The sequence below is a fragment of the Methylobacterium aerolatum genome, from assembly GCF_022179085.1.
Taxonomy (GTDB): domain Bacteria; phylum Pseudomonadota; class Alphaproteobacteria; order Rhizobiales; family Beijerinckiaceae; genus Methylobacterium; species Methylobacterium aerolatum.
Map to the genome: position 1 here is coordinate 116,609 of NZ_BPQE01000015.1, position 24,452 is coordinate 141,060.

20 protein-coding genes are annotated in these 24,452 nt (G+C 71.1%); 9 read left to right on the plus strand and 11 right to left on the minus strand.

All coding sequences use genetic code 11. The annotated features are described in order from the left end of the window. Positions 1–21: 21 nt before the first annotated feature. Both MFF06_RS11010 and rsmI read right to left on the minus strand, forming a co-directional pair. On the minus strand, positions 22–405 hold the full coding sequence (locus tag MFF06_RS11010; RefSeq protein WP_238203741.1) for a YraN family protein: 384 nt from the start codon (positions 403–405) through the stop codon (positions 22–24). Then, a complete protein-coding gene (rsmI, locus tag MFF06_RS11015; protein ID WP_238203743.1) occupies positions 402–1,346 on the minus strand; it encodes a 16S rRNA (cytidine(1402)-2'-O)-methyltransferase in 945 nt (314 codons plus the stop codon). Before rsmI ends, MFF06_RS11010 begins: the two co-directional genes overlap by 4 nt. Before the next feature lie 138 nt (positions 1,347–1,484). Here rsmI and MFF06_RS11020 point away from each other — a divergent pair, with 138 nt between their 5' ends. Continuing rightward, positions 1,485–2,729 carry a penicillin-binding protein activator gene (locus MFF06_RS11020; protein WP_238203745.1) on the plus strand — a complete coding sequence of 415 codons (1,245 nt, stop codon included), beginning with the start codon at positions 1,485–1,487 and terminating at the stop codon, positions 2,727–2,729. A gap of 202 nt (positions 2,730–2,931) precedes the next feature. Here MFF06_RS11020 and MFF06_RS11025 read toward each other — a convergent pair whose 3' ends face one another. From MFF06_RS11025 to MFF06_RS11035, 3 genes are all read right to left on the minus strand, one after another. Continuing rightward, positions 2,932–4,437 carry an undecaprenyl-phosphate glucose phosphotransferase gene (locus MFF06_RS11025; protein ID WP_238203747.1) on the minus strand — a complete coding sequence of 502 codons (1,506 nt, stop codon included), beginning with the start codon at positions 4,435–4,437 and terminating at the stop codon, positions 2,932–2,934. A gap of 132 nt (positions 4,438–4,569) precedes the next feature. Then, positions 4,570–5,253 carry a PAQR family membrane homeostasis protein TrhA gene (trhA, locus tag MFF06_RS11030; RefSeq protein ID WP_238203749.1) on the minus strand — a complete coding sequence of 228 codons (684 nt, stop codon included), beginning with the start codon at positions 5,251–5,253 and terminating at the stop codon, positions 4,570–4,572. A gap of 148 nt (positions 5,254–5,401) precedes the next feature. Continuing rightward, the gene (locus MFF06_RS11035; RefSeq protein ID WP_238203751.1) at positions 5,402–6,514 is read right to left on the minus strand and encodes a COX15/CtaA family protein; all 1,113 of its coding nucleotides are present in this window, start codon (positions 6,512–6,514) and stop codon (positions 5,402–5,404) included. Between the two features lie 178 nt (positions 6,515–6,692). Here MFF06_RS11035 and MFF06_RS11040 point away from each other — a divergent pair, with 178 nt between their 5' ends. The 3 genes from MFF06_RS11040 to MFF06_RS11050 all read left to right on the plus strand — a co-directional run bounded on the left by MFF06_RS11040 (position 6,693) and on the right by MFF06_RS11050 (position 8,736). Then, complete coding sequence (locus tag MFF06_RS11040; protein WP_238203754.1) at positions 6,693–6,896, plus strand: DUF2842 domain-containing protein; 204 nt, start codon at positions 6,693–6,695, stop codon at positions 6,894–6,896. A gap of 103 nt (positions 6,897–6,999) precedes the next feature. Continuing rightward, positions 7,000–7,341, plus strand: a complete 342-nt coding sequence (locus MFF06_RS11045; protein WP_238203755.1) for a hypothetical protein — start codon at positions 7,000–7,002, stop codon at positions 7,339–7,341. Positions 7,342–7,524: 183 nt separating this feature from the next. Further along, positions 7,525–8,736 carry a GNAT family N-acetyltransferase gene (locus MFF06_RS11050; RefSeq protein WP_238203756.1) on the plus strand — a complete coding sequence of 404 codons (1,212 nt, stop codon included), beginning with the start codon at positions 7,525–7,527 and terminating at the stop codon, positions 8,734–8,736. A gap of 27 nt (positions 8,737–8,763) precedes the next feature. On the opposite strand, the gene MFF06_RS11055 is transcribed toward MFF06_RS11050, so the two are convergent. Next, complete coding sequence (locus MFF06_RS11055; RefSeq protein WP_238203757.1) at positions 8,764–10,962, minus strand: GumC family protein; 2,199 nt, start codon at positions 10,960–10,962, stop codon at positions 8,764–8,766. A gap of 183 nt (positions 10,963–11,145) precedes the next feature. Between MFF06_RS11055 and MFF06_RS11060 the strand changes: the two genes are divergently transcribed. Continuing rightward, on the plus strand, positions 11,146–11,724 hold the full coding sequence (locus MFF06_RS11060; protein ID WP_238203758.1) for a polysaccharide biosynthesis/export family protein: 579 nt from the start codon (positions 11,146–11,148) through the stop codon (positions 11,722–11,724). 38 nt (positions 11,725–11,762) lie between these two features. Here MFF06_RS11060 and MFF06_RS11065 read toward each other — a convergent pair whose 3' ends face one another. Further along, positions 11,763–12,365: a hypothetical protein gene (locus MFF06_RS11065; RefSeq protein ID WP_238203759.1), complete on the minus strand. Its 603-nt coding sequence runs from the start codon at positions 12,363–12,365 to the stop codon at positions 11,763–11,765. Between the two features lie 222 nt (positions 12,366–12,587). Further along, positions 12,588–12,836 carry a hypothetical protein gene (locus MFF06_RS11070; protein ID WP_238203761.1) on the minus strand — a complete coding sequence of 83 codons (249 nt, stop codon included), beginning with the start codon at positions 12,834–12,836 and terminating at the stop codon, positions 12,588–12,590. Between the two features lie 261 nt (positions 12,837–13,097). Here MFF06_RS11070 and MFF06_RS11075 point away from each other — a divergent pair, with 261 nt between their 5' ends. Further along, positions 13,098–13,310 carry a hypothetical protein gene (locus tag MFF06_RS11075; protein WP_238203763.1) on the plus strand — a complete coding sequence of 71 codons (213 nt, stop codon included), beginning with the start codon at positions 13,098–13,100 and terminating at the stop codon, positions 13,308–13,310. A gap of 112 nt (positions 13,311–13,422) precedes the next feature. On the opposite strand, the gene MFF06_RS11080 is transcribed toward MFF06_RS11075, so the two are convergent. The 3 genes from MFF06_RS11080 to MFF06_RS11090 form a co-directional block, all read right to left on the minus strand. Then, positions 13,423–14,463 carry a hypothetical protein gene (locus MFF06_RS11080; protein ID WP_238203765.1) on the minus strand — a complete coding sequence of 347 codons (1,041 nt, stop codon included), beginning with the start codon at positions 14,461–14,463 and terminating at the stop codon, positions 13,423–13,425. A gap of 80 nt (positions 14,464–14,543) precedes the next feature. Beyond that, on the minus strand, positions 14,544–17,582 hold the full coding sequence (locus MFF06_RS11085) for a penicillin-binding protein 1A (RefSeq protein WP_238203767.1): 3,039 nt from the start codon (positions 17,580–17,582) through the stop codon (positions 14,544–14,546). Between the two features lie 351 nt (positions 17,583–17,933). After that, positions 17,934–19,778 (minus strand): cytochrome C oxidase Cbb3, encoded by a 1,845-nt coding sequence (locus MFF06_RS11090; RefSeq protein ID WP_306421658.1) that lies wholly within the window; start codon positions 19,776–19,778, stop codon positions 17,934–17,936. A 244-nt stretch (positions 19,779–20,022) separates the two neighbouring features. Between MFF06_RS11090 and MFF06_RS11095 the strand changes: the two genes are divergently transcribed. The 3 genes from MFF06_RS11095 (at position 20,023) to gyrB (ending at position 24,400) form a co-directional block, all read left to right on the plus strand. Beyond that, complete coding sequence (locus tag MFF06_RS11095) at positions 20,023–20,667, plus strand: MBL fold metallo-hydrolase (protein WP_238203772.1); 645 nt, start codon at positions 20,023–20,025, stop codon at positions 20,665–20,667. A 4-nt stretch (positions 20,668–20,671) separates the two neighbouring features. Next, positions 20,672–21,637 carry an aldo/keto reductase gene (locus tag MFF06_RS11100; protein ID WP_238203773.1) on the plus strand — a complete coding sequence of 322 codons (966 nt, stop codon included), beginning with the start codon at positions 20,672–20,674 and terminating at the stop codon, positions 21,635–21,637. Between the two features lie 318 nt (positions 21,638–21,955). Continuing rightward, positions 21,956–24,400, plus strand: coding sequence for a DNA topoisomerase (ATP-hydrolyzing) subunit B (gyrB, locus tag MFF06_RS11105; protein ID WP_238203775.1), 2,445 nt, complete (start codon positions 21,956–21,958; stop codon positions 24,398–24,400). The last annotated feature ends 52 nt before the right edge of the window (positions 24,401–24,452 follow it).

Genomic DNA, 24,452 nt, shown 5'->3' on the forward strand with positions numbered 1-24,452 from the left:
ACGAGGGGCGGAGGCCCGGCCTCACAGACCCTCGATCTCGAAGGCCGCCGGGCAATGCTCCGGCCAGCGCCGCCCGCCGACGAAGACCGCATCGGCCCGCAGGGTCATTGGTGCCGACCAGGGGTGGCGGGTCACCCAGGCCCGCACCGCCCGCGAGAATCGCCGCCGCTTCACCGCGTTGATCGCGAGCCGCGCCTCGTCGAGGGTGGCACGGGCCTTCACCTCCACGAAGACGATGGTGTCGCCCCGGCGGACGATGAGGTCGATCTCGCCTCCGGCCAGGGACACCCGGCGGCCGAGGGGCCGATAGCCGCGCAGCATCAGCGCGCCGAGGGCCAGCCATTCCGCCCGGTGGCCGCGCCGGTAGGCCGCCTGCCGCTCCGGCCGCGCCGTCCCCGCGCTCACGCGCCGTCGCCCTCCGCCTCGCGGGCCAGCACAAGGGCGCGGGCATAGACCTGGCGACGGGGGAGGGCGGTCTCGTCGGCCACGAGGCTCGCCGCGTCCTTGATGGAATGGCGGGCCAGCGCGGCGCGGAGCGCGGTGTCGAGGGCGGCATCCTCGTCCGGCCCGGCGGCGCTCTCCGTCGCGGGGCCGATCACCACCACGATTTCCCCCTTGGGCGGCCCTTCCTCGCCGAAGCGGGCCGCGAGGTTGCCCAGGGTGTCGCGCCGGACGGTCTCGTAGAGCTTGGTCAGCTCCCGGGTCACGGCGGCGGCCCGGTCCGCCCCCAGGGTGGCGGCGGCATCGGCAAGCATGTCGGGGAGGCGATGGGGCGACTCGAAGAGCACCAACGTGCCCGGCACCTGGGCCAGGGCCTCCAAACGGTTGCGCCGGGCGCCCGCCTTCTGCGGCAGGAACCCTTCGAAGAAGAAGCGGTCGGTGGGCAGGCCGGCAGCCACGAGGGCCGTCGTCACCGCCGAGGGACCCGGCACGGGCGTGATCGCGATGCCGGCCTCGATCGCCGCCTGGACTAGCTTGTAGCCGGGATCGGACACCAGCGGCGTGCCCGCATCGGAGACGAGGGCCAGGGCCTCCCCCGCCTGGAGGCGGGCGATCATCTTGTCGCGCACCGCCTCGGAGGAATGCTCGTGGTAGGCGAGTAGGGGAGTCGTAATCCCGTAATGCGCGAGGAGCGTGCGGGTGACGCGGGTGTCCTCGGCGAAGACGGCGTCGGCGGCCGCGAGCGTCGCCAGCGCCCGGATCGTCATGTCGCGCAGGTTGCCGATCGGGGTCGCGACGATGTGTAGGCCGGGGGCGAGCGGTTCGGCCTCGCTTGCGAGGCCGAAGGCCGTGAAGGTGGAGGTCCGGGGGGATGCCGGGCGGCCGGCTTCGAATCGACGGTTCATCGTCGGCGAGATTGCCACAGAGGCGCCCCGGCGTCGCGGCGCGGCCCGTGGAGAACGGGGGAAGACGGTGCCGCACCATTTACAACCTGTGCTCCGCCCGACAGGCTCGGGTCTGGAATCACCGGAAGGAATGCTCGGATGGCGCGAGGGTGGTGCGCGCGCGGGCTGATCGGACCGGCCGTCCTGCTCGGCACGACGGCGCTCTCGGCCTGCGTCGGCGGATCCGACACGGCGGGCTCCCGGCGGGTGCTCCCGCCCATGACCGAGGCGCCGCTGATCGAGGGCCAGCCTCCGGCCGCCGGGCGGGACATCCCGGTCGCCGCCGGCAACGGCGCGCGCATCGGCACGGGGTCGGTCAAGGTCGCGCTGGTGGTGCCGCTCACCGGGCAGGGCGCGGCGGTGGGCGCGGCGATGCGCAACGCGGCCGAACTTGCCTACGAGGACGCGCAGCAGCCCGACCTCGCGATCCTCGTGGAGGACGACCGGGGCAACCCGGAGGGCGCGCGGGAGGCGACGGACCGGGCGCTCAAGGGCGGTGCCGAGATTGTCCTCGGACCGGTCTTCGCCGCCAACGTCCAGGCGGCGGCCGGGCCGGCGCGGAGCGCGGGCAAGCCGATCATCGCCTTCTCGACGGATTCGAGCGTGGCGAGCAAGGGAATCTACCTGCTGAGCTTCCTGCCGCAGCCGGAGGTCGATCGCATCGTCGAGCAGGAGGTCGCGGGCGGGCGCCGCTCCTTCGCCGCCCTCATCCCCGAGACCGCCTACGGCAACGCCGTCGAGGCGCAGTTCCGGGAGGCCGTGACCCGCCGGGGTGCCCGCCTCGCCGGGGTGGAGCGCTACCCGGCGGGAACGCCGGGGCCGGCGATCCAGCGCCTCGCCGAGGTCGTCACCGGCCCCAGGGCCACCGCCGACACCCTCTTCATCCCCGAGACGGCCGACGGCCTGCCCGTGGTGGCCGCCGCCCTCACCAAGGCCGGCTTCTCCCCGGCCCGCGTCCGCCCCATCGGCACGGCGCCCTGGAACGAGCCCGCCCTGTTCGCGCTGCCCGCCTTGCAGGGCGCGCGCTTCGCCGCCCCCGACCGGACCGGCTTCTCCGGCTTCAGCGGCCGGTATCAGGCGCGCTTCGGCGCCACACCCCCGCGCGTCGCGTCCCTCGCCTACGACGCTGTGATGCTCACCGCGACGCTCTCCCGGCAATACGGATCGCAGCGCTTCGCCGAACCCACGCTCACCAGCGGCTCGGGCTTCGCCGGGCTCGACGGCACCTTCCGCTTCCGGCCTGAGGGCCTGAGCGACCGGGCGCTCGCCGTCTACGAGATCCGCAACAACGCCGCCACGGTGGTGAGCCCGGCGCCGCGGGTGCTCGGCAAGCCGGGATTGTAGGGGCTTAGGACCGTTCCGAGAGCCCGTGCGACGCCTTCCCGAACCCTCGCCGTCCCAGCGAGCGCGGGCAGCGCCATCCGCATCCGGGCCGGCGGGACGTTTCCGACCGGCGCGTGTCCCCGGATAGCCTCGCCTGTGCCCGCAAGGACGGCGATGCCGCCGCCGGCTCCGGCGGGGGTGTCGCGCCCCGCCGGGACACCCTTCAGTATGCGTTCTCGGTCTTCAGCAGCGCGAAGGGGGTCGTCAGCAGGATCTGGAGATCGAACAGGACCGACCAGTTCTCGATGTAATGGAGGTCGTGCTCCACGCGCCGCTGCAGCTTCTCCGGCGTGTCGGTCTCGCCGCGCCAGCCGTTGATCTGCGCCCAGCCGGTGATGCCCGGCTTGACCCGGTGGCGGGCGAAATAGCCGTCCACCACTTGGTCGAACAGCATGTTGGCGGCCTTGGACTGGAGGGCGTGCGGGCGCGGGCCGACGAGGGAGAGGTCGCCCTTCAGCACGTTGAAGAGCTGCGGCAACTCGTCGAGGGAGGTCTTGCGGATGAACCGGCCGACGGGCGTGACGCGCCGGTCACCCTTGGTGACCATCTTGTCACCGGTGGCGTCGCAGAGGTCGGTGTACATCGAGCGGAACTTGTAGACCTCGATCAGCTCGTTGTTGAAGCCGTGCCGCTTCTGGCGGAACAGCACCGGCCCCCGCGAGGTGAAGCGCACCGCCAGGGCCACGGCGATCATGATCGGCGACAGGGCCAGCAGCGCGAGGAGGGCGACGCACCGGTCGAACACCGCCTTCACCACCACGTCCCAGTCGGCGATGGGCTTGTCGAACACGTCGAGCACCGGCACCGAGCCGAGATAGGAGTAGCTGCGCGGGCGCAGCCGCAGCTTCGCCGCGTGGGCCGAGAGGCGGATGTCGATGGGCAGGACCCAGAGCTTGGCGAGCATCTGCAGGATGCGCGTCTCGGCCGTGATCGGGATCGTGAAGACGATGAGGTCGACCCGGTGGGTCCGGGCATAGGCCACGAGGTCGTCGACGTTGCCGAGCTTCGGATAGCCGGCCACGAACTCGGTCGACCGGTCGTCGTTCCGGTCGTCGAAGACGCCGACGATGCTGATGCCGGTCTCGGCCTGGGCCTCCAGGGCGGCGATGAGCGCCTCGCCGGCCGCCCCGCCGCCGACGATCGCCGTGCGGCGGTCGAACCGGCCGGCGCGGGTCTGCGCCTCCACGAAGCGCGAGAGGGCGACGCGACCGCCGAGCAGGGCGGCGAGCCCGACGCCGTAATAGGTCCCGAGCCACAGGCGGGAGGTTTGGTCCGCGAACTTCGCGAGGACGAGGGCGGCGGACAGCAGCAGGAAGGTCAACGTCCAGGCGGCCAGCGCCCGGATGGCGGATTGGCCGAAGGCGCGCATCGCCTGCAGCCGGTAGGCGCCGGCCGCCTGGGCGAGGCCGACGGTGGCCAGCGGCACAAACAGGATCGCCGCCGCGTAAACGGCGCTCGCCTGGGTGTGCCCGTGGAGCATGAGGGCGTAGAGGGCCGCGCCGATGGTCAGGATCGCGGCGCCCTCCAGCATCCGCACGGAACCGCACAGGACGAGGGGCGACAGCGCCTTGGGACGGGAGACCGCGCCGGTCTCCCCGGGTTGGGGCGCCGCATAACCCGCGACGGGGCGTGCCGCCTCCATGATGTCTCGGACGTCGAATGCACTCATCGGCCCGGTCTTTCAGTCTCGCGCCCCGCTGAACGGCGGGCAGACTGGCACGGGCGAATCTCTGAATGCTTAAAAGCAGCCAGATCATTGATACGATATGGTGGATTCGCGTGCTTCCGCTGACCGGTCCGGTCAGCTCACCGGGATGCTGCGCAGGCTCGACCAGATCGTGCCGTAATGGCAGACCGTGGCGACGAGGACGAAGGCGTGCCAGATCGCGTTCTGGAAGGGCAGCGTCCGCCAGACGTGGAACACCACGCCGATGGAGTAGAGGCCGCCGCCGATGGCGAGGAGGCACAGGGCCGTCGGCTGAAGGGCCGCGATGACCGACTCGTAGGCGAGGAGGCCGCTCCAGCCGAGGATCAGGTAGAGCGCGATGGAGAGCCGGTCGAACCGCCCCGGCAGCAGCAGCTTCACTGCGATGCCGACCAGCGCCACCACCCAGATCACCGCGAGCAGGGCGTAGGCCTTGGCGCCCGAGCCCACCAGGGCGACGAGGGGCGTGTAGGTCCCCGCGATCATCAGGTAGATCAGGGCGTGGTCCGCCCGGCGCAGCAGCCATTTGCGCGGGCCGACCGGGTACAGGTTGTACGTCGCCGAGACGGCGAGCATCAGGACCAGCGCCAGGGCGTAGACGAAGACGGCAGCCTGGGCGCCGAGCGCGAGATGGGTTCCCACCGCCGTGAGGACGAGAACCACCGCGCCTGCCAGCCCGAACAGCACCCCGAGACCGTGGATGATCCCGTCCGCGAGAATTTCCCGCGGCGTGTAGTTCCACGTCAGGGTCACAGGGCGCCCGTCTTCGGCGAGAGACATTGTTTAGCCTCCTGCTCAAGCAGGAGAGTAAATCTGTGAAGGGGCAGTCGTTCCACCGGTAAACTGCGCAACGTTGTCTTATCCTCCGGTTTTCAGCGGGTAAGGATAAAAATCCCCCGCCGAAGCCGGACGCGTTGCGCCGCGCAGCTCAGGCTCCCCGTGGCGCGAGGCCGGGAACGGGTGCTTCCCGCACCGTCCGCGCCGCCCCGGTGGCGGGCACGCCCCGGCACAGCCGGGCATGGACCGTCGCCATCGACAGCACCATCATCGCGAGCACCTGGTGCGCGAGGGCCGCCCAGAGCGGCACCGCGAGCAGCAGGGTCGCGATGCCGAGCGCCGCCTGCGCCAGGACGAGGCCCGCCACCACGGTGGCGCGGCGGGCGACCGCCGTCCCTCCCGCCGCGATCCGCGCGTCCACGACGTGGATCAGCGCGAGCGCGAGGAGGAGATAGGCCACGATGCGGTGATCGAACTGCACCAGCAGGTGGTTGTCGACGAAGTTCTCGATCCAGGGCCGCACCGCGAACAGGTTGTCGGCCGAGGGGATCAGCACGCCGTCCATATCGGGCCACGTGTTGTAGACGAGCCCTGCATGGGAGCCCGCCACGAGGCCGCCCAGAAAGATCTGCGCCAGGACGAGGACGGGCAGCGCCAGGGCCGTGGCGCGCAGCCGGGCCGGGGCGGCGGTCACCCGCGCCCGGGCCTCGCCGGTCGCGAGCCAGACCAGCACGGCCAGGATCAGGCTCGCCGTCGTCAGGTGCAGGGCGAGCTTCAGCGGCGCCACCGCCGTCATGCCCGGCTGGAGGCCGGAGGCGACCATGATCCAGCCGATCGCCCCCTGGAGGCCGCCCAGCGCGCCGAGGGCGAGGAGGCCGAGCCCGAGGCGGCGGCGGATCATGCCGCGCCACCAGAACACGATGAGGGGCAGGAAGAAGGCGAGGCCGAGGAGGCGGCCGAGGACCCGGTGCCCCCACTCCCAGGCGTAGAGCACCTTGAAGGAGGAAAGCCCCATGCCCTGGTTGAGGATCGCGTATTGCGGCGTGTCCCGGTACTTGGCGAATTCCGTGGCCCAGTCCGCCTCCGACAGGGGCGGGACGATGCCCGTGACGGGCCGCCACTCGGTGATCGACAGGCCCGAGCCGGTGAGCCGCGTCGCGCCGCCCACCGCCACCATCGCGATGACGAGACCGGCGACGATGAAGAGCCACAGGCGCACGGACGCGTGGCGCCCCTCCGCGATGCGATCCGTCCGACTGCCCATCGTGCCCTCCACGCGATCTCCCGTGCCTCGTTCCGGACGACGCGTTAAGGGATGCGGTCTCCGGCGGCAACGCGCGTCCCGACGCATGGGGCCTCCGCCAGCGGCAACGCGCCGGTTGCCTCGCCCCGGTCCGGGAGGGTAGCTCCGCCCCAGAGACGGAGCCTTGGGGGAACGAGAGATGCCGCGACGCATCCGCTTGCTGATCGGGACGGTGGCGATCCTCGTGTTCGTCTGCCTCTACGCGCCCCTGGCCATGGCCCTGGCCGACAGCAAGATCGCCGAGACCCCCGCGGCCATCCAGGCCGTGCTGTACTCGATCCTCGGGATCGCCTGGATTTTTCCCCTCATGCCGCTGATCAAGTGGATGGAGCGGCCGGACTGACCGGGACCGTCCGATCCCCTCGTTTTCGCCTCACTCGCGGACCATGGAGTGACAGGCGATTCGCGCACCGCAGTCGCAGTCACAAGTTGCGAGTCCCTGCTTCATGGTCTCCCCGCGTCTCGCCGCGTTCGTTGTCTGCCTGATCCCGGTCGGCGCGTTGGCACAGGGGACCCCCCGCAGCATTGGGGAGTGCGAGCGCCTCAAGAACGACCTCGCCTACAACCAGTGTCTCGCCATGTTCGGCCCAGCCGCCCGGAACGTCGCGGCGGGCTACGCCTCCGTCGATGCGGCGGCGGCGCCGGCCCTGCCCGAGGCCGCGCCCGCCGCGGAAGCCGAGGCGGAGGCGCCGTCCCGGGGCCGCCGCTATCGCGGGCGCCACCGCCGGCAATACGCGATGTTCTCGGCCAACGAGGGCGGCGGCTACCGCCGCAGGCACCGCCGCTGAGGCGCCCGCGACCCGCACAGGGACGGGATATTGCGCTGCGGAAGCTCGGCCATTACTTCGGTCATCAACCTCGTGTTATCTAATTCCAGTATTAGGCGCGGTTGAATGCCGCTCGAATCGCGCCGATAAACTATCGCTTCAGTTGCCTTGCCCCAAACCGGGCGAACCGCAGCGGAGAGAGCGATGGCGACGGTTCTGCATGGGGAGATGAGGCACGGCCTCCAGGCCGGCGAGGCCGGAACCGCCGCGTCGGCGCGGGACCGGATCGGCGCCGAGATCCTGCCCGGCCTGGAGCCGGCGGAGGCCCTGTGGCGCTCCCTCGATGCCTCGGGCGATTCCCTCGCCACCCCCTACCAGCGGTTCGACTGGTGCTCCGCCTATCTCGAGGCGATGGACGAGACGCCGATGGCGCGGGTCGCGGTGCTCCGCGACGGCACCGGCCGGGTCCGCCTGCTGCTGCCGCTGGTCCTGCGTCTGGAATACGGACTCGTCGTGGCCCATTCCGTGGGCGACGACCACGCCAACTACCATCCGCCGCTCTTCGCGGCCCGCGACGCGGCCGCCCTGACGCCGGAGGAGGTCCGCTCGGCCCTGGCCTCGGCGGGGAAGGCCGCCGGCATCGACGTCTTCCACCTGCGGCACCAGCCGGAAGCCTGGGAGGGCGTGCCCAACCCCTTCGCCGTCGGCGGGGAACCCGAGCGCAGCGCCGCCTACGGCCTGACCCTCGATGCCGACCCCGAGGCGACCACCAAGCGCCTGTTCAGCGGCGACGCCCGCAAGAAGCTGCGATCGAAGGAGAAGCGTCTTGTCGAGGCCCTCGGTCCGGTGGAACTGCGCCGGGCCGAGAGCGACGAGGAGGCCCGCGCGGTGCTCGCCGCCTTCTACGCTCAAAAGGCGGCGCGGTTCGCCGGCATGGGGATCGACGATCCCTACGCCCCGGAGGCGGTGAAGCTCTTTCTGGAGCGCTCCGCGTCCGGCGCCCATCCGGCCATGGAACTCCACGCCCTCTGCGTGGCCGAGACCGGGCGTATCCTCGCGGTGTTCGGCGGCGCGGTGAACGCCACGCGCTACAGCGGCATGTTCACGTCCTTCGACGCGGACCCCGAGGTCGGCCGGTTCAGCCCCGGCGACCTCCTGCTCTTCCATCTGCTGCGGGAGCAGAGCGCCCGGGGCCGGGTCGGCTTCGACCTCGGCATCGGCGAGGCCCGCTACAAAGCCAGCATCTGCGACCAGACCCTGCCCCTCGTCGAGGCGCTCGTGCCGGTGTCGGGACGGGGCCACGTCTTCGCCCTGTCCCGCGTCATGCTCCGGCGCCTCAAGCGGCGCATCAAGGCGGATCCCCGCCTGTTCGCGATGGTGAACCGGGTGCGGGCGCTGGTGCGCCGGCCAGCCTGACAGGAGCAACAGGCTCCCTTCGCGGCATCAGGCGGCGCGGTGGACCACCGTCCGCGCGCTCTCCGGGTTGGCCGGACGGTCCTGGGCGATCAGCACCTGCCCCGCGCCGGCATCGACCGCGATGGTGTAGAGGTCGGTGAGGGCGGGATCCGCCGGGTCCGCATCGGAGGCGATCACCACGGTGTCGCTGGTCGTGGCCAGGAGCGCCAGGATGTCGGCGAGGTCGGGACCCTTGTGGAGGCGGCAGACAACCCAGGAATAGGCCTCGGCCATCGCTTCCAGGGTGAAGGCCAGGGCGCGGGGCTCCTCGAACAGCGTCTCCGCCGGGGCGAGACCCGCCATCACGAGATGCGCGCCGTCGGGGCCGTCGGCCTGGATCGCGTCCGCGAAGTCGGCATGGCCGCCGATGATGTCGGTGAAGCCGGGGCGCGCCGGGTCGGCCTGGGGGGCGCCGAGATCGACGGCGATGACGCTCCCGGAGCGCAGCAGCGCCGCCGCCAGCGCCGCGTGCAGCGCGCCCGAGGCGGACATCCCGCCATCGACCACCACGATCTTGCGCCCGACCGACCCGTTCGCCGGCGCGGCGCGATGGGTGAGATGCATCAGGAGCGGATCGAGTTCGAAGCCCGTGTCCCGTTCGGTTTCCGGTGCCGGGATGATTCGATGCGGAGGCTCCTGGGCGGAGATGTCCCGGTCTGGCGATTCCGCTACCGTCTCGGCCGCGGGCTCGGCCTCGACCTCGGCGGTGGATCCGGCCTCCGCGACGGGTTCGGCCTCGACCTCCGGCGATGCGGGCTTCTCCCGGAGACGGGGGCCGACGGCTTCGGCCAGGGCGAAGGGGTTGATGGCCCGCGACGGAGCCTGCGCGTCCAGCGGCAGGCCCGCCTCCGGTTCGTCGCTCCGGCGCGTCCGGCGGCGGAAAAGCCGACCGAGCGTGCTGGCCAGGGAGAGCAGGAAGGCCGCCAGCGTCGTGGTCCCGATGATCGGCAGGGCGGCGGGGAAGGAAGCCGTGCTCGGCACGCTCGCCTCCGCCACGACCCGCGCGATCCCCTTGCCCCCGGCTCCGGCGGACTGGCCGAGGGCCTCGTCGAGGCGATCCCGCGCGGCCTTCGCCTCGCGCTCCAGGCCCGCGAGTTCTGAGCCCGGCCCGCCATTCGCACCCGCGCCGCGCCGTCCATCCACCGCCGCCTGCAGGTCGGCGATCCGGGCGTCGGCGTTGCGCGCCTCGGTCTCCATGGTCTGCTGGGCGCGCTCGGCCGCCAGCTTGATCTGCGCGTCGAGATCCGAGAGTTGCGCCTTCAGTCCTTTGATCCGCGGGTGGGCGGGCAGCAGCGTGCGCGACTCAAGCGCCAGCTGCGCCCGCGCGGCGATGCGGCTGTCGACGAGGCGGCGCAGGGAATCGGTGGTCGCGACGTCCACGAGTTCCACGGACCGGCCATCCTTCAGCAACTCCTTGATCGCCACGATCCGCCCGGCGAGGTCGGCACGCTGGAGGCGGGCCATGGAGAGCTGGTTCGAGAGTTCGGCGAGGTCCTGGGCGCCGGAGGCCTGGCCGCCGGCCGCGAGGCCGTGCTGGGCGCGGTAGGCCTCGACTCTCGCGTCGGTCTCCGCAGCCCTCCGCCGGAGCGTGGCGATGGCGGCCTCGGATGGGCCCGCGCCGACCGCCCTGTCGAGGGCGGCCACGGCGAGTTCCGCCGCGACGTTGGCGCCCTGGGCGGCGAGTTGCGGATCCTCCGACCGGAACGAGACGGTGGCGACCCGGCCGGTACCGGCGGCCGTCACCGAGAGATGCGAGAGGACGTTGTCCGCCGCCCCGTCCTCGGCGGGCTTGTCGAGGGGGTTCTGCCCGATGCCGAGCAGCATGAGCGCCTGCTGGAGCGGGCCGATCTCGGCGGCGGCGGGGTCGAATTCCGGTCTGCCGACGAGCTTCATCCGGCGCGCCGCCTCGCGGGCCACCTCGCGCGTCAGGGCCGCCTCGATCCGGTCCGCCGCCGGACGGCCGATGCCGGGCCCGCTTTCCTCGACGAGGACCGTCGCCTCACCCGTGTAGGACGGCGTCACGACGCTCACGTAGGTCGCCGCGCCGAAGGCCGCGAGGGCGGTGGGGGCGGCGATACGGGCGAAGGAGCCTCGCAGGGGCCGGGTGGCCGCTCCGGCGATCGCGCCGTCCGGGCGGCCGGAGGGCCGCCGATCGGCGTGTCGCGAGCGCTCGCTGGTCCGGGGCATGGGCTGCTCTTCAGGCACGGGCTAACATGCGGCTGGTGGGCCACCTCGACATTTGGCGCTGTTATGGTTGATCGAGGGTTAAATCGCCGTTCAATTCTGATGAAGAGCGCCGGTGCGGCGCGCGCATACAGTTCCTTAACCTTAATGGCCTAGCCGTTGCGCCATCAATTCCACAGGATGGCGATGCTGATGAACCGGCGCGCACTTGTCTTTGCCCTCGTTACGAGCCTCTCCCTCGGGGGCTGCCTCCGCCCGGATTTCCGGACCAGCGAACTGGATGCCACCGGCACCGGGTCGATCGGAAGCCGCTACACGCTCGCGTCCGGGGACAAGCTCCGGGTGATCGTGTTTGGACAGGACAATCTCTCGAACATCTACACCGTCGACGGCGCGGGTAAGATCGCCCTGCCGCTGATCGGCGCGGTCACCGTCGGCGGCCAGACCACGGGGCAGGCGGCCCGCCTGATCGAGGGCAAGCTCGCCGCCGGGTTCGTGCGTGAGCCGCACGTCACGGTGGAGATGGACGTCTATCGGCCGTTCTACATCCTCGGCGAGGTGACGACATCCGGCCAGTACGCCTACGTGAACGGCATGACCGTGGAGACGGCGGTGGCCATCGCGGCCGGGTTCAGCCCCCGCGCGGCCCGCGACTACGCCGTCCTCACCCGGACGACCCCGGCCGGGCTGGTGAGCGGCATCGTGCCGATGACCTACTCCGTGCGCCCCGGCGACACGATCGTCGTGAAGGAACGCTTCTTCTGACGGCACGCGGACGGGGCCGCGCTCCGTCGCAGCGCGAGTCAGGGCGCCGTGCGCCAGGGATTGATGATCCGCATGTCGGCCGAGCGCGTCACGGGCGTCGCGGCGGTGGTGGCGGCCTTCGCCCCGGCCACCTTCCGGCGTGCCTCGGACGGCAGGAGCGCCCCGGCGGGCTGCGTCATCCGGGCGAGGAGCTGGCGGGTCTTGCGGTCAATGGCGGCTGAGCGCTGCACCGGCTCGAAATCCCGCATGGAGTGCGTCTGCCGGGTCTCGCCCTCGAAGACGTGCGCACCCGTTTTCAGGATCACGATATCCCCGGGCCGCAGCGTCTCGTCGCGCAGCAACGCGGCGGCGGCGCCCTGGCTCATGTCGAGGGGCTTCTGCCGTTCGGACACATGGATTTTTACCGGCAGAGCCGCGTAGCGGATCTTCAGCTTCCTGCGCCCCAGCCGGGCGCGGTAGGACGGGACGGGCAGGCCGGAGGCTTCCGGCATCGGCGCGGCTTGCTGGACCGCCGGGCGGCGGCCGAACAGCATTTCGAGGAAGTTCACCTCCTGCGCGTGGACCTGCGCCACTTCGACCGCGCAGACCGCGACGAGCGTCATCGCGGCCATCTGGGCCGCCCGTGTCGTCCCGAATGCCATCGTCCCGTTCCCGATCCACCACCTGGCGCTTTAACCTGGGCCGGGGAAGATGCGTTCCGGACGGCGCTTCAACTCCGAAGCGAAAATTCAACCAGATCGCGAAGCGTGGCCGCATGGCGCGCATGGTGGGTCGCTGGTCGCGGTGGGGCCGGACGCGTCCCGCCGTGCCGGATCGCTCCGCCCCGCCCGCAAGGACGGGGCGCCTCTGCGGGGGCTGAGCGGTCAGAAGGGGGCGACCTGCTCGCCTTCGCCGATGCAATCGAGGGCGTTCTCCACGGCGGAGACAGCATCGAGGAGATGCTGCACCGTCCGCTCGACCTCCTTGGCCGGGCGGCCCATCGCGGCGGCGCGGGCGCTGACATCCTCAAGCTGCTCGAGGAGGGCGAGGAGGTCGCCCGCGACGGCCACGACCTCGCAGCGGGCGAGGGTTGCGACGGCCGGACGGGGGCGGAAGGGCAAGATGTTGCTCATCACCATCCCTTCTCACCCGAAACGCGCCGACATTTCCAGGGGGCATAGCCAGGACGCCACCATCTAATCAGGGTTGCACGCCTGGAAAGCGAGGTTGTGGTGTGTTTTTCGTGGCAGCGGAGCCTCACAGACCCCCGATCTGCTTCATCGGACGGGAAGAACTCTTGACGGGTCCCGCCCCGCCCTGACCATGCCGCCATTCTGGCGGATGCCGGCTCGCACGTCGCGCGCCGAGGGCGAGCCTCAACACCGGGAATTGTGATGCGTCCTCTTCTGCTGATCTCCGCCGCCGCCGCCGCCCTCGCCGTGGGCGCCTGCAGCAGCTCCAACGGCGAGCGCAGCGGCCTCGCCGAAAGCCTGAGCCTCGACAACTACCGGGCGGCGAGCAACACGAACGGCACCCAGACCCGGCGTGACGTGAACCGCTCGTACACCCAGCCCTCGATGCCGACCATCGCGAACCGGGGCATGTAAGAGCCTCTCACAAAACTCCCGCTGCGCCGCCGAGGTCAGAGGGAGAACTCCCGGTGATCGGGAGTTTTGTGAGGAGCTCTCAGCGCGGTGAGCCGCCCGCTTCCGGCGCCCGTCACCGCTTGGCCACCGCATCCGCGAAGGCGACGATGCGGTTGCGGGCATAGACCGGCAGTCCGGCGCTGATCGAGGTGCCGGTGTTGAAGGTCGAGTTGCCCATCAGGACCTGTGCCGGCAGCAGGTTCTTCAGCACCGGCACGCGGGCGTACTCGGCTTTCCGGTCGAGGACGTCGCCCTTGATCGCGAGCGCGACGTAGGCCGTCACCACCGACTTGTCGGGATTGCCCGGCAGGGGCTGGACCACGGCGAGGAACTTGCCGAACCGCAGGATCTGGTTGACCCAGAAAATGGTCTGCTCGATCCCGCCCGATGGCGGCGTGTCGATCTTCGTCAGCGCCGTGAGCGGCGCGGCCTCCTCGGGCGAGAGGCGGCGCAACTCGCTTTGGAACGAGACGAACTCGGCGATCTTCTTGGCCGAGCCCTCCTCAAGCTTGTTGGCGAGGCGCACGCCGAGCGGCAGCTTGCCCTCCAGATCGTAGCGGGAGTCGATGCACGCGGCGGCACCCTCGCACCAGGGGCGGTCGGGGCGCTTGGCGAAGGCGGCCGCCGGGTCCTTGTTCGGCGTCACATCGGCGATGTCGAGGGTCTTGTGCTTGATCGCCGGGTCCATGGCCTGGACGAAGGCGAGGTTGGCGAAGGCGGCGGGGTCGATAGCGGCGGCCGGCTTCGGCACGACGAAGCGGCCCTCCGCGACGTAGACCTTCAGGGTCTCGTGACGCGGCTTCGTCACGCCGTTGAGCGTCACGGTGTAGTCAGGCTCCTTGTAGCCGGGGAAGGGCGAGAGGGCCTGCGCCTCGGCCGGCCGGACCTTCAGCCAGTCGAGGTAGGGGATCAGCCCGTTCTCGGGAACGGTCGGATTGTCCCGATGGTCGGTGAACAGGATCTCGCCGGGCTTGAGGCTCGCGGGATCGACGGCGGTCACGGAGGGCACGTCCCGGACGCGGTTGGGCGCAGCCGTGTTGGCGGCAGGCGTCTGGGCCTGCGCGGCGCCGCCGAGGCAGATCACGAGGGCGACGGAACTCAGAAGACGCGGCATCGGTAACTCGCGGGAAAGGTCATGGATTCCAAAGGGCGAGCCCTCTGGCGGGTGCAGGGCAGCGCCCTGCCGGTCCGGCGTCAGTAGCTGAGCCCGTCGCCGAAGAGGTAGTCGGGGTCGCGGCGGCGGGGACGCGGCGGGGCGTCGTCGTCGCCGAAGGGGGAACGGCCCGTCTGGCCGGGCCAGGGCCGATAGGGATCCGAGCCGTAGGGGTCGGCGCCGGCCCGGCGGCTGCGCTGGGCGGGGCGCTCGGCGAAGGGATCGAAGGGCTCGGAGGGGTTCCGGTCGCCGGTCATGTTGCCGAAGACGTCGCCCGCGACGTCGGCCCCGTCCTCCGCTCCGGCCATGTCGCCATCCTCGGCGTCGGGGCGCATCGCGTAGAGATCCTCCCGGGGCACGAGCTTGTAGCGCGTGTCGGCCATCTGGCCGTTCCCGGCGGTGCGGAAGTGCTCGACGAAGCTCCCCGCGCCCGGCACGCCGCTGCGCGGATCGATGCCGATGTCGGCGATGAAGGGGCGCGCCTCGGGGGAGGGGCCGCGAAGCGGCGTGCGCGGCACGCCGTTGGCCCAGGCGGCCTTGAAGATCGCCCCGGCGATCGGCACCGAGACGTGCCCGCCGGTCTGGCCGCGCCCGAGGGTGCGGCGTGTCCCGTCGGCATTGTCGTAGCCGACCCAGACGACGACGGTGATCTCGTTCGAGAAGCCCGCGAACCACGCGTCGTTCTCGTTCTCGGAGGTGCCGGTCTTGCCCGCGACGCTAGATGAGATCCCGGCCAGGGCGGCGGCGGTGCCGTGCTGGGTCACGCCCTGGAGCATCGTCTTCAACTGGTAGAAGGCCACCCGGTCGGCGGAGCCGATCCGCACCGGCTCGCGCGGCGCGTGGGTGAAGACGGCTTGGCCGCCCTTCTCGACGGATTCCAGCGTGTAGGGAGTCGGCCGCGCGCCCTCGTTGGCCACGGCGGCGTAGAAGCCGGCGAGGTCGAGCATCCGCACCGGCTGGGCGCCGAGGACGAAGGGGTAATAGGGCTCGCACTCGGCGTAGATCTGCGCTTCGAGGGCGATGTCGCAGACCTTCTTCAGGCTCGCCGGGGCCTTCGGCTCGATGCCCCCCTGGAGCAGCCGGGCGGTGACGAGGTTCTTCGAGAACTCGAGGCCGCGGCGCAAGGTCGTGGGCCCGGCCCCGCCGCCCTCGTAGTTCTTCGGAGACCAGGAATCGCCCGCCCCGCCGATGGGCGGCAAGGTGATCGGCGAATCGAGCACGAGGGTGTTGGGCTGCAGGCCCGCCTGGAGCGCGGCGAGGTAGGTGAGGGGCTTCAACGTCGAGCCCGGCTGGCGGATCGATTGCGTCACCCGGTTGAGCTGGCTCAAGGGGTAGGAGAACCCGCCCGCCATGGCGAGGATGCGGCCGGTCTTGTTCTCGAGGACGAGGGCCGCCCCCTGGACGCCGGGACGCACGCGGATCTGGGCGCGGGGCGCCCCCCGTCCTTCGCTGAGCTTCACCCGCACCACGTCGTAGCGTTGCAGCTTGCCCCGCGCGATGCCGGGGTCGAGGGTGGCGATCCGCCCGTCCTCCAGCCCCACCTTCAGGGGGCCGCGGCCGGGTTCGAGCACCACCGCCAGGGGCCAGTGGACGTCGTAGAGGACCGGCCGGGCGCTCTCCAGCGCGCGCTGCCAGGAGGGCTTGCCCGCGATCAGCGCCGGTTTCGGGGCCGCCGGGGCCTTGCCCGCCCGCTTCGGTGCCGGCTTCCCGCTCTCCGGCTTCGGCGCCTCCGGCTTCGCGCCCGTCACCAGCGGCGCGGCTTGGGGCGCCGCTTCCGGCGCGGGGGAGGCCGCCTCGATCCGGGCGATGCTGTCGGCGAGGTTCAGTTCCGGCCCGTTGAAGGTCTGCCGCCCGGTGCCGCGCTCATAGGTGGCGAGCCCGTCCTGCAGGGCGCTCTCCACCGCCCGTTGCAGGGGCGCGTTGATCGTCGAGCGGACGGTGAAGGAGGCGGCGGTCAGGGAGTCGAGCCCGGCCACCGTGCGCGCCTCGCGCCCGAGATAGTCGACGAGGTAGAAGCCGGAATCGCGGCGCGCGGTCTCGACGGGTTTCAGCCCGAAATCGGCGGTGTTGGCGCTGACGAGTTCGGCCTCGGTGATGACGCCCTCTTCCTTCAGCCGCGCCAGCACGTAGGCCCGTCGCTCGCGCGCGCGCTCGGGGTATTTGTCCGGGCTGTAGAAGTTCGGACCCTTCGGCATCCCGGCCAGCAGCGCGGCCTCCGGCAGGGTCAGCTGGCCGACACTCTTCCCGAAATAGCTCTGCGCCGCCATCTCGATCCCATAGGCGCCGCGGCCGAGATAGATGCCGTTGAGATAGAGGCCGAGGATCTGCGGCTTCGGCAGGAGCTTCTCCAGCCGGGCGGCCACGATCATCTCGCGGATCTTGCGCTCGTAGGTGACGTCGTCGCCGACGGAGAGGTTCTTCACCACCTGCTGGGTGATCGTGGAGCCCCCGGCGGGGCGGCCCGGCGAGGCGAGGTTGCTGATGAAGGCGCGGATCACGCCGCGCTCGTCGATGCCGTGGTGGCTGAGGAAGCGCTTGTCCTCGGCGGCGATGAACGCCTTCTGCACCAGGGGCGGCACCGCCTCGACCGGCACCACCACCCGGCGGGCATTCGGCTCCGAGGTCTCGGCGAAGGGCTTACCGGAGGAGTCGAGGATGCGGCTCATCCCCGGCAGGGGCTTGTCGCGCAGGGTCTCGGCGGCGGGCAGGTCCTTGGTGGCGTTGTCGTAGAACTCGATCACCGCCCTCGCGTCGAAGGGTGAGTTCGTCGGATCCTCGCCCTTGCAGAACTGCTTGTAGCTCGTATTCAGCTCGTTGATGTCGAGCCCGTGGAGGATCTTGGGCGCCGAGGCGCCGGCCACGGTGGACGGGTCCTCCATCGCCGTGGAGATCAGGTCGTCGAGGTTGATGTCCTCGATGTCGAAGGCCTTGCGCATGTGGGCGCAGCCGTCGCGCAGGATCCTCACCACCTCCGGCCCGTCGGTCGCCGGGTCGAACTGCGTGCGCACGTTGTCCGGCCGGGTTGTCACCTGGCTCAGGGTCAGGGCGGTCGCGAACAGCTTGATGAGGATCGTGTTCATTCAGCCCGAGGAGGCGGCACCCGAGGCCGGCCGATGCCATCATCGCCGACGGCGCGACAGGGCGAGCACAAGGCGGCTGATTTAAGGTCGCGCCGGGCGGTGGATAACCGGGAGCCGGGCCGGCTTGTGGCGTCCGCCGACAGCCGCTAAGGTCCGCGCGGACAGAAAAAAGGCCACCCCCGGAGAGGGGCGGCCCGAAGTCTAGGGAGGAAACGCCCAAGAAGGGCAACAAGGCCGCGACGCCGTCGCGTCCTTGCAAGGACTTAGCTAGATTGATGCGCTGCAGCAATCAAGCGTGTCCGTGTCGCGCCACCCCTGCATGGAACGCATGGGGCGGCGGTGTCGAGGTCCTCACGGCGTCGCGACGGTCTCCGTCAGCCGGTCGATCGACAGCAGGTAGGCCACCAGGGCGCGCTGGTCGTCGTCGGAGAAGCCCGCCTCGCCGTCCACCCAATACGCGTGGCCGCGCCCCGTCACCCGCGCGGTGCGGGCCTTCTCGGAAGCCCCGTTGGCGGCCACCACCGCCTCGCGCAGGCGGCGGTCTAGGAGGGCGCGCAGGCTGTTGCCCGGATCGGGCGTGACGCCCCGGTCGAGGGTGCCGGGCACGCCGAGGTCGTTCGTGAGGTCCGGGCCGACCGCCACGCCGGAATCGTGGAGATACGGCGCGGTCCAGGCGAGGCCGACGAGGTTCGGCACCTTGTAGCCGCCCTCGGTGCCGCCCTGTCCCCAGGCGAGGAGCACCTGCGGCAGCCGGTCGTCGGCGATCGGCAGCGGCACGAGCTTCGGGTCGGCGGGCAGGGGGAAGGGCGTGTCCGTCGCGAACATGGCGGGCGGCGAGAGCCGCGCCTCCATCTTCGCGCCCGCCTTCGCCCGGGTCGGCTCGGTGCCGATCTCGGCCACGGGGATGACCCTATGGTTCGTGAGCGCCGGGCCGGCATGGCAGGCGCCACACCCCGCCTTCTCGAACACGGCGCGGCCCCCTTGCGCGGCCGGGTCCGCCTTCGCCTCCGGCGGGCGCAGGAGGTTCTGGAAGGCGGACATGGCGTTGTTGGCGAAGTTGGCGGGTTCGCCGGGCACGGAGGCGAACAGGCCGTTGTCGGTCATGTAATTCGTCGCCGGGTAGGTGGGCAGGACGGCGTAGCTGTTGAGGCCGGGTGAGGCGGGCGTCGGGTCGGCGGCGCGCAGCACCTGCGACGGCCGGTGCGGGCCGGCCGGATCGTAGCGCAGCGCCCCCTCGGGCGCGCCGCGCAGGACGATGCCGAGGTAGGTTTCGGGATCGAGGCCGAAGAGCCAGGGCGCGGCGGCGGCGAGCTGGGTGGTGTCGGAATTCGCGGCGTGGACGTTGTTGTTGAGGGAGGAGAGCCCGGCGAAGGGGCCCAGCGTCTCCCGCCCGCTCCAGCTGTAGGGCTCGCCATAGGCCGAGAAGCTCGATGGGATCGAGGTCGGGTTCGTCACCCGGTCCGCGGAGGAATCGAAGCTGCCCGGCGGCCAACTCGCCACCTGCACCTTGGTCGCGGCCTCGACCGCGGCGGCATCCGGCAGGACGGGGCGGTTGCCCTCGGCCGGGGCGCCGCCGTCGGCCTGCGGCACGCTCGCATGGGCGAAGTAGGCGGACGAGTTCCTGGCGAGCGCCATCAGGAGCCCGGCATTGAGGTCCGCGTTCGGCGCACCCTCGACCACCTTGCCGCTCGCCGGGTCCACCGCCGCGTGACACAGCGCGCAGGTGATGCCCATCCGCAGGTGGCCGCGGTCGTAGAAGCTCCGGATGCCGATGATGAAGGCGCCGCCCTTGGGCACGTCGAGGCCGGTGGGCACCTCCTCGCCCCGGCGGTAGGTGCGCTCGCCGATGGTCACGTCGCGCGCCATGCGCACCTTGAGGTTGGTCGTGGCCTCGCCCTTCAGGGCGGCGACGGCGCGGACCACCTCGAAGGGGGTCAGACCACCGTCGAGCATCCCCATGACGTCGGTGAGGAACACCTCGTCCCCGAAGGTCTCGCGGTAGAAGGCCTCCCGCCCGCGCGCGATCACGGCGTCGTCGATGGCCACGGCCCCGGCCTGCGGCGACAGGGTGCGGCGGCCGTCCTCGGTCGCCCGCAGCCGATCCGCCTCGTCCCTCAGGATGCGCCGCCCGAGGACGTCGAAGACGGTGGTCATCGGCGAGCGGCCGGGGTTGGCGAGGTCTTCGACCGCCGGCATCGGCGCGTAGCTGAACCGGCCGAGGAGCGCCGTCGCGCCCAATCCGACGGCGGCGACGCCCGCGAGCGCGACCACGATACGACCTCGACCCACGCGACACCCCATCCTCCGGCCAAGCAGGCCGCCGCCCCTCAAACAGCCGAGGCCGGGGGAAGTTCGCCGATCCCGGCCACGGATGGGTGCGACCGATGGGAAGGCGCGTTAGATAGGGGGCATTCTCACCCCATTGCCGAGTACCGAGCCGATGCCAGGAACGCCCCGCGCCGGAATCATCCCGGTCACGCCCTTCCAGCAGAACTGCACCCTGATCTGGGACGACGCGACCAAGGTCGGCGCCGTGGTCGATCCCGGCGGGGACCTCGACCGGATCCAGGCGGCGATCGCGGAGCAGGGCGTGACCGTCGAGAAGATCCTCCTCACCCACGGGCACGTGGATCATGCGGCGGGCGCCGACGAACTGCGCGAGCGCCTGGGCGTGCCGATCGAGGGACCGCACCTCGCGGACAAGTTCCTGCTGGATTCCCTTCCCCAGACCGCCGCGCAATACGGCCTGGAGGCCGCCCGCCCCGTGACGCCGGACCGCTGGCTCGAGGAGGGCGACGCGGTGCAGGTCGGTGCCCTGTCCTTCGACATCCTGCACTGCCCCGGCCACTCTCCGGGTAGCGTGGTGTTCATGAGCCGCGACGCGCGCTTCGCCCTGGTGGGCGACGTGGTGTTCAAGGGCTCCATCGGCCGCACGGACCTGCCGGGCGGCAACCACGATCAATTGATCCGCGCCATCAAGGACAAGGTGCTGCCCCTTGGCGACGACGTCGCCTTCATCCCCGGCCACGGCCCGACGAGCACGCTCGGGGAAGAGCGCGTCTCCAACCCCTTCCTGCAGGGCTGATCCGATGGACAAGCGCCGCATCGGCCGCTCACCCCTCTCCGTCGCGCCCTTCTGCCTCGGCGGCAACGTCTTCGGCTGGACGGCGGACGAGGCCACCTCCTTCGCCATCCTCGACCGGTTCGTGGAGCAGGGCTTCGACTTCATCGACACGGCGGACGTCTATTCCCGCTGGGCACCGGGCCACCGGGGCGGCGAGTCCGAGGCGGTGATCGGCCGCTGGCTCGCCGCCCGGCCGGGCGCGCGCGAGCGCATCGTGCTCGCCACCAAGGTCGGCATGGACATGGGCGAGGCGGGCCAGGGTCTCTCGGCCGCCCATATCGAGAAGTCCTGCGAGGCCTCGCTCCGGCGGCTCCGGACGGACCGGATCGACCTCTACCAGTCGCATCTCGACGATGCGTCCGTGCCGTTGGAGGAAACGCTGTCCGCCTATGACCGGCTGGTGAAGGCCGGGAAGGTCCGGGTGGTCGGCGCCTCCAACTTCGAGGCCGGGCGGCTGAAGGAGGCGCTGGGCGTCTCGGCGGCGAAGAGCCTGCCGCGCTACGAGTGCCTGCAGCCGGAATACAGCCTCGCCGCGCGGGGCTACGAGGCGGAGCTGGAGCCCCTGTGCCGCGCGGAGGAGATCGGCGTCATCGGCTATTTCTCCCTGGCGGCGGGCTTCCTCACGGGCAAGTACCGCGAGGCCGGATCGGCGGCGGGCCGGGCCCGGGAGAACCGCGTGGCGCCCTACCTGAATCCGCGCGGCTTCGCCCTCCTCGACGTCCTCGACGCCGTGGCGCAGGAGCAGGGGGCGAGCCCCGCGCAGGTGGCGCTCGCCTGGATCATCGCCCGCCCCGGCATCACCGCGCCCATCGCCAGCGCGACCTCCGTGGCGCAACTGGACGAATTGCTCGGCGCCGCGCGGCTGACCCTGTCACCGGACTCCGTGGCGCGGCTCGACGCGGCAAGCGCGGGCGGGATCGCGGCGGGCTGACCGCCCCATCACCCGCTCCGTCATCGCGAACGGAGCGGAGCGAGCCGGGACAGCGGAACGTCTCCGACCGTGGCGTGTCCCCGGATGGCTTCGCTCCGCTCCCAAGGACGGCGGCTGTCGTGGCGTTTCAAACACCCACGTCCCCCTCCGTCCAGCGCGCGTCCACCGACCGTGCAAAGCCCCATCCGGCACGGCCATAAGTGCGTGCATCGGCAGCACAAAACCCCTATATTGGGAGAAGTGGAAGCAAGAGCAGGCAGGCGCCCTCGCCGCGTGCACGCACAGCGCGAGCAGACTCTCGCCTGCCCGAGGAAATTGATGTCCGACACCCCTTCGAACCAGCCCGCCGAGTACGGCGCTGAATCCATCCGTGTTCTCAAGGGGCTCGACGCCGTCCGCAAACGCCCCGGCATGTACATCGGCGATACCGATGACGGTTCGGGCCTCCACCACATGGTCTACGAGGTGGTGGACAACGCCATCGACGAGGCGCTCGCCGGCCACGCCGACCTCGTCACCGTGACGCTGAACGCCGACGGGTCCTGCACCGTGACCGACAACGGGCGCGGCATCCCGGTGGACATCCACAAGGAGGAGGGCGTCTCGGCGGCCGAGGTCATCATGACCCAGCTCCATGCCGGCGGGAAGTTCGACCAGAACTCTTACAAGGTCTCGGGCGGCCTGCACGGCGTCGGCGTCTCGGTGGTCAACGCCCTCTCGCAGTGGCTGCGCCTGCGCATCTGGCGCAACGATCAGGAGCATTCGATGGAGTTCCGCCACGGCGATGCCGTGGCGCCGCTGAAGGTGGTGGGCCCCGGCGAGGGCAAGCGCGGCACGGAGGTGACCTTCCTGCCCTCCACCGACACCTTCACCATGATCGAGTTCGATTATCCGACGCTGGAGAAACGCCTGCGCGAGTTGGCCTTCCTCAACTCCGGCGTGCGCATCGTCCTGACCGACGCGCGCCATGCCGAGAAGAAGCGCGAGGAGCTGTATTACGACGGCGGCATCGAGGCCTTCGTGCGCTACCTCGACCGGTCGAAGAAGCCGATGGATGGCCTCACGGCGCCCGTCGTCGTCCGCGCCGAGCGTGACGGCATCCGGGTCGAGTGCGCCTTCTGGTGGAACGACTCCTTCAACGAGACGGTGCTGCCCTTCACCAACAACATCCCGCAGCGCGACGGCGGCACCCACATGGCGGGCTTCCGCGCCGCCCTGACGCGCCAGATCACCGGCTATGCCGACAGCTCCGGCATCACCAAGAAGGAAAAGATCTCGCTCACCGGCGAGGATTGCCGCGAGGGGCTGACCGCCGTCATCTCCGTGCAGGTGCCCGACCCGAAATTCTCGTCGCAGACCAAGGACAAGCTCGTCTCCTCCGAGGTCCGCCCGGCGGTGGAGAACGTGCTGAACGAGGGGCTCTCCACTTGGCTGGAGGAGAACCCGCAGCAGGCTCGCGTGGTGATGAGCAAGGTCGTGCTGGCGGCCTCCGCCCGCGAGGCGGCCCGCAAGGCCCGCGAGACCGTGACCCGCAAGGGCGCGCTGGACATCGCCTCGCTGCCCGGCAAGCTCGCGGACTGCCAGGAGCGCGACCCGTCGAAGTGCGAGATCCTGCTGGTGGAGGGCGACTCGGCCGGCGGCTCGGCCAAGCAGGGGCGCGACCGCGCCTTCCAGGCCGTGCTGCCGCTGCGCGGCAAGATCCTCAACGTCGAGCGCGTCCGGGCGGACCGGATGCTCTCCTCGGCGGAGATCGGCACGCTCATCACGGCGCTCGGCGCCGGGATCGGCCGCTCCTCGACGGACCGCGAGGGCTTCAACCCGGACAAGCTGCGCTACCACCGCATCATCATCATGACCGACGCGGACGTGGACGGCTCTCACATCCGCACCCTGCTCCTCACCTTCTTCTTCCGGCAGATGCCGGAACTGATCGACCGGGGGCACCTCTATATCGCGCAGCCGCCGCTCTATAAGGCCGAGCGCGGGCGCCGGGCGATCTACCTGAAGGACGAGCGGGCGCTGGAGGACTACCTGATCGAGCAGGGCGTCGAGGGTGCGGTGCTGCGCCTCTCCACGGGCGCCGAGTTCGCCGGCCCGCAGTTGCGGGCGCTGGTCGACGAGGCGCGGACCTTCCGGGGCATCCTGCAGGGCCTCCACACCCGCTACGACCGCTCGGTGGTGGAGCAGGCGGTGCTGGCCGGCGCCTTCGAACCCGGCGCCGCCGAGCAGGCGAGCGAGGCCGAGGTGCTGGCGGACATGACCGCCAAGCGCCTCGACACCATCGCCGACGATATCGAGCAGGGGTGGCAGGGCGAAGCCTTCGAGGGCGGCTACCGTCTGAACCGGACGCTGCGCGGCGTGAAGCAGGTGGCCACCCTGGATGCCGGGCTCGTGACCTCGCAGGAGGCCCGCCGCCTCGCCGAGCGCGCCGACGCCTTCCGCGAGATCTACGGCGAGGCCGCGACCCTGGTCCGCAAGACGGACGAGACCGTGATCCACGGCCCCGTCGCCCTGTTCGAAGCGGTGATGGCCTTCGGCCGCAAGGGCCTCCAGCTCCAGCGCTACAAGGGGCTGGGCGAGATGACCGCGCAGCAGCTCTGGGAGACCACCCTCGACCGCGACGTGCGCTCGCTGCTGCAGGTGAAGGTGAAGGACGCGACCGATGCGGGCGACCTGTTCGTCAAGCTGATGGGCGACGTGGTGGAACCGCGCCGGGAGTTCATCCAGGAGAACGCGCTGAGCGTGGCAAACCTCGACGTGTGACCGGTGCCGGTCTTTTCCCTCCCCCTTGCGGGGAGGGGCAGGGGTGGGGGTG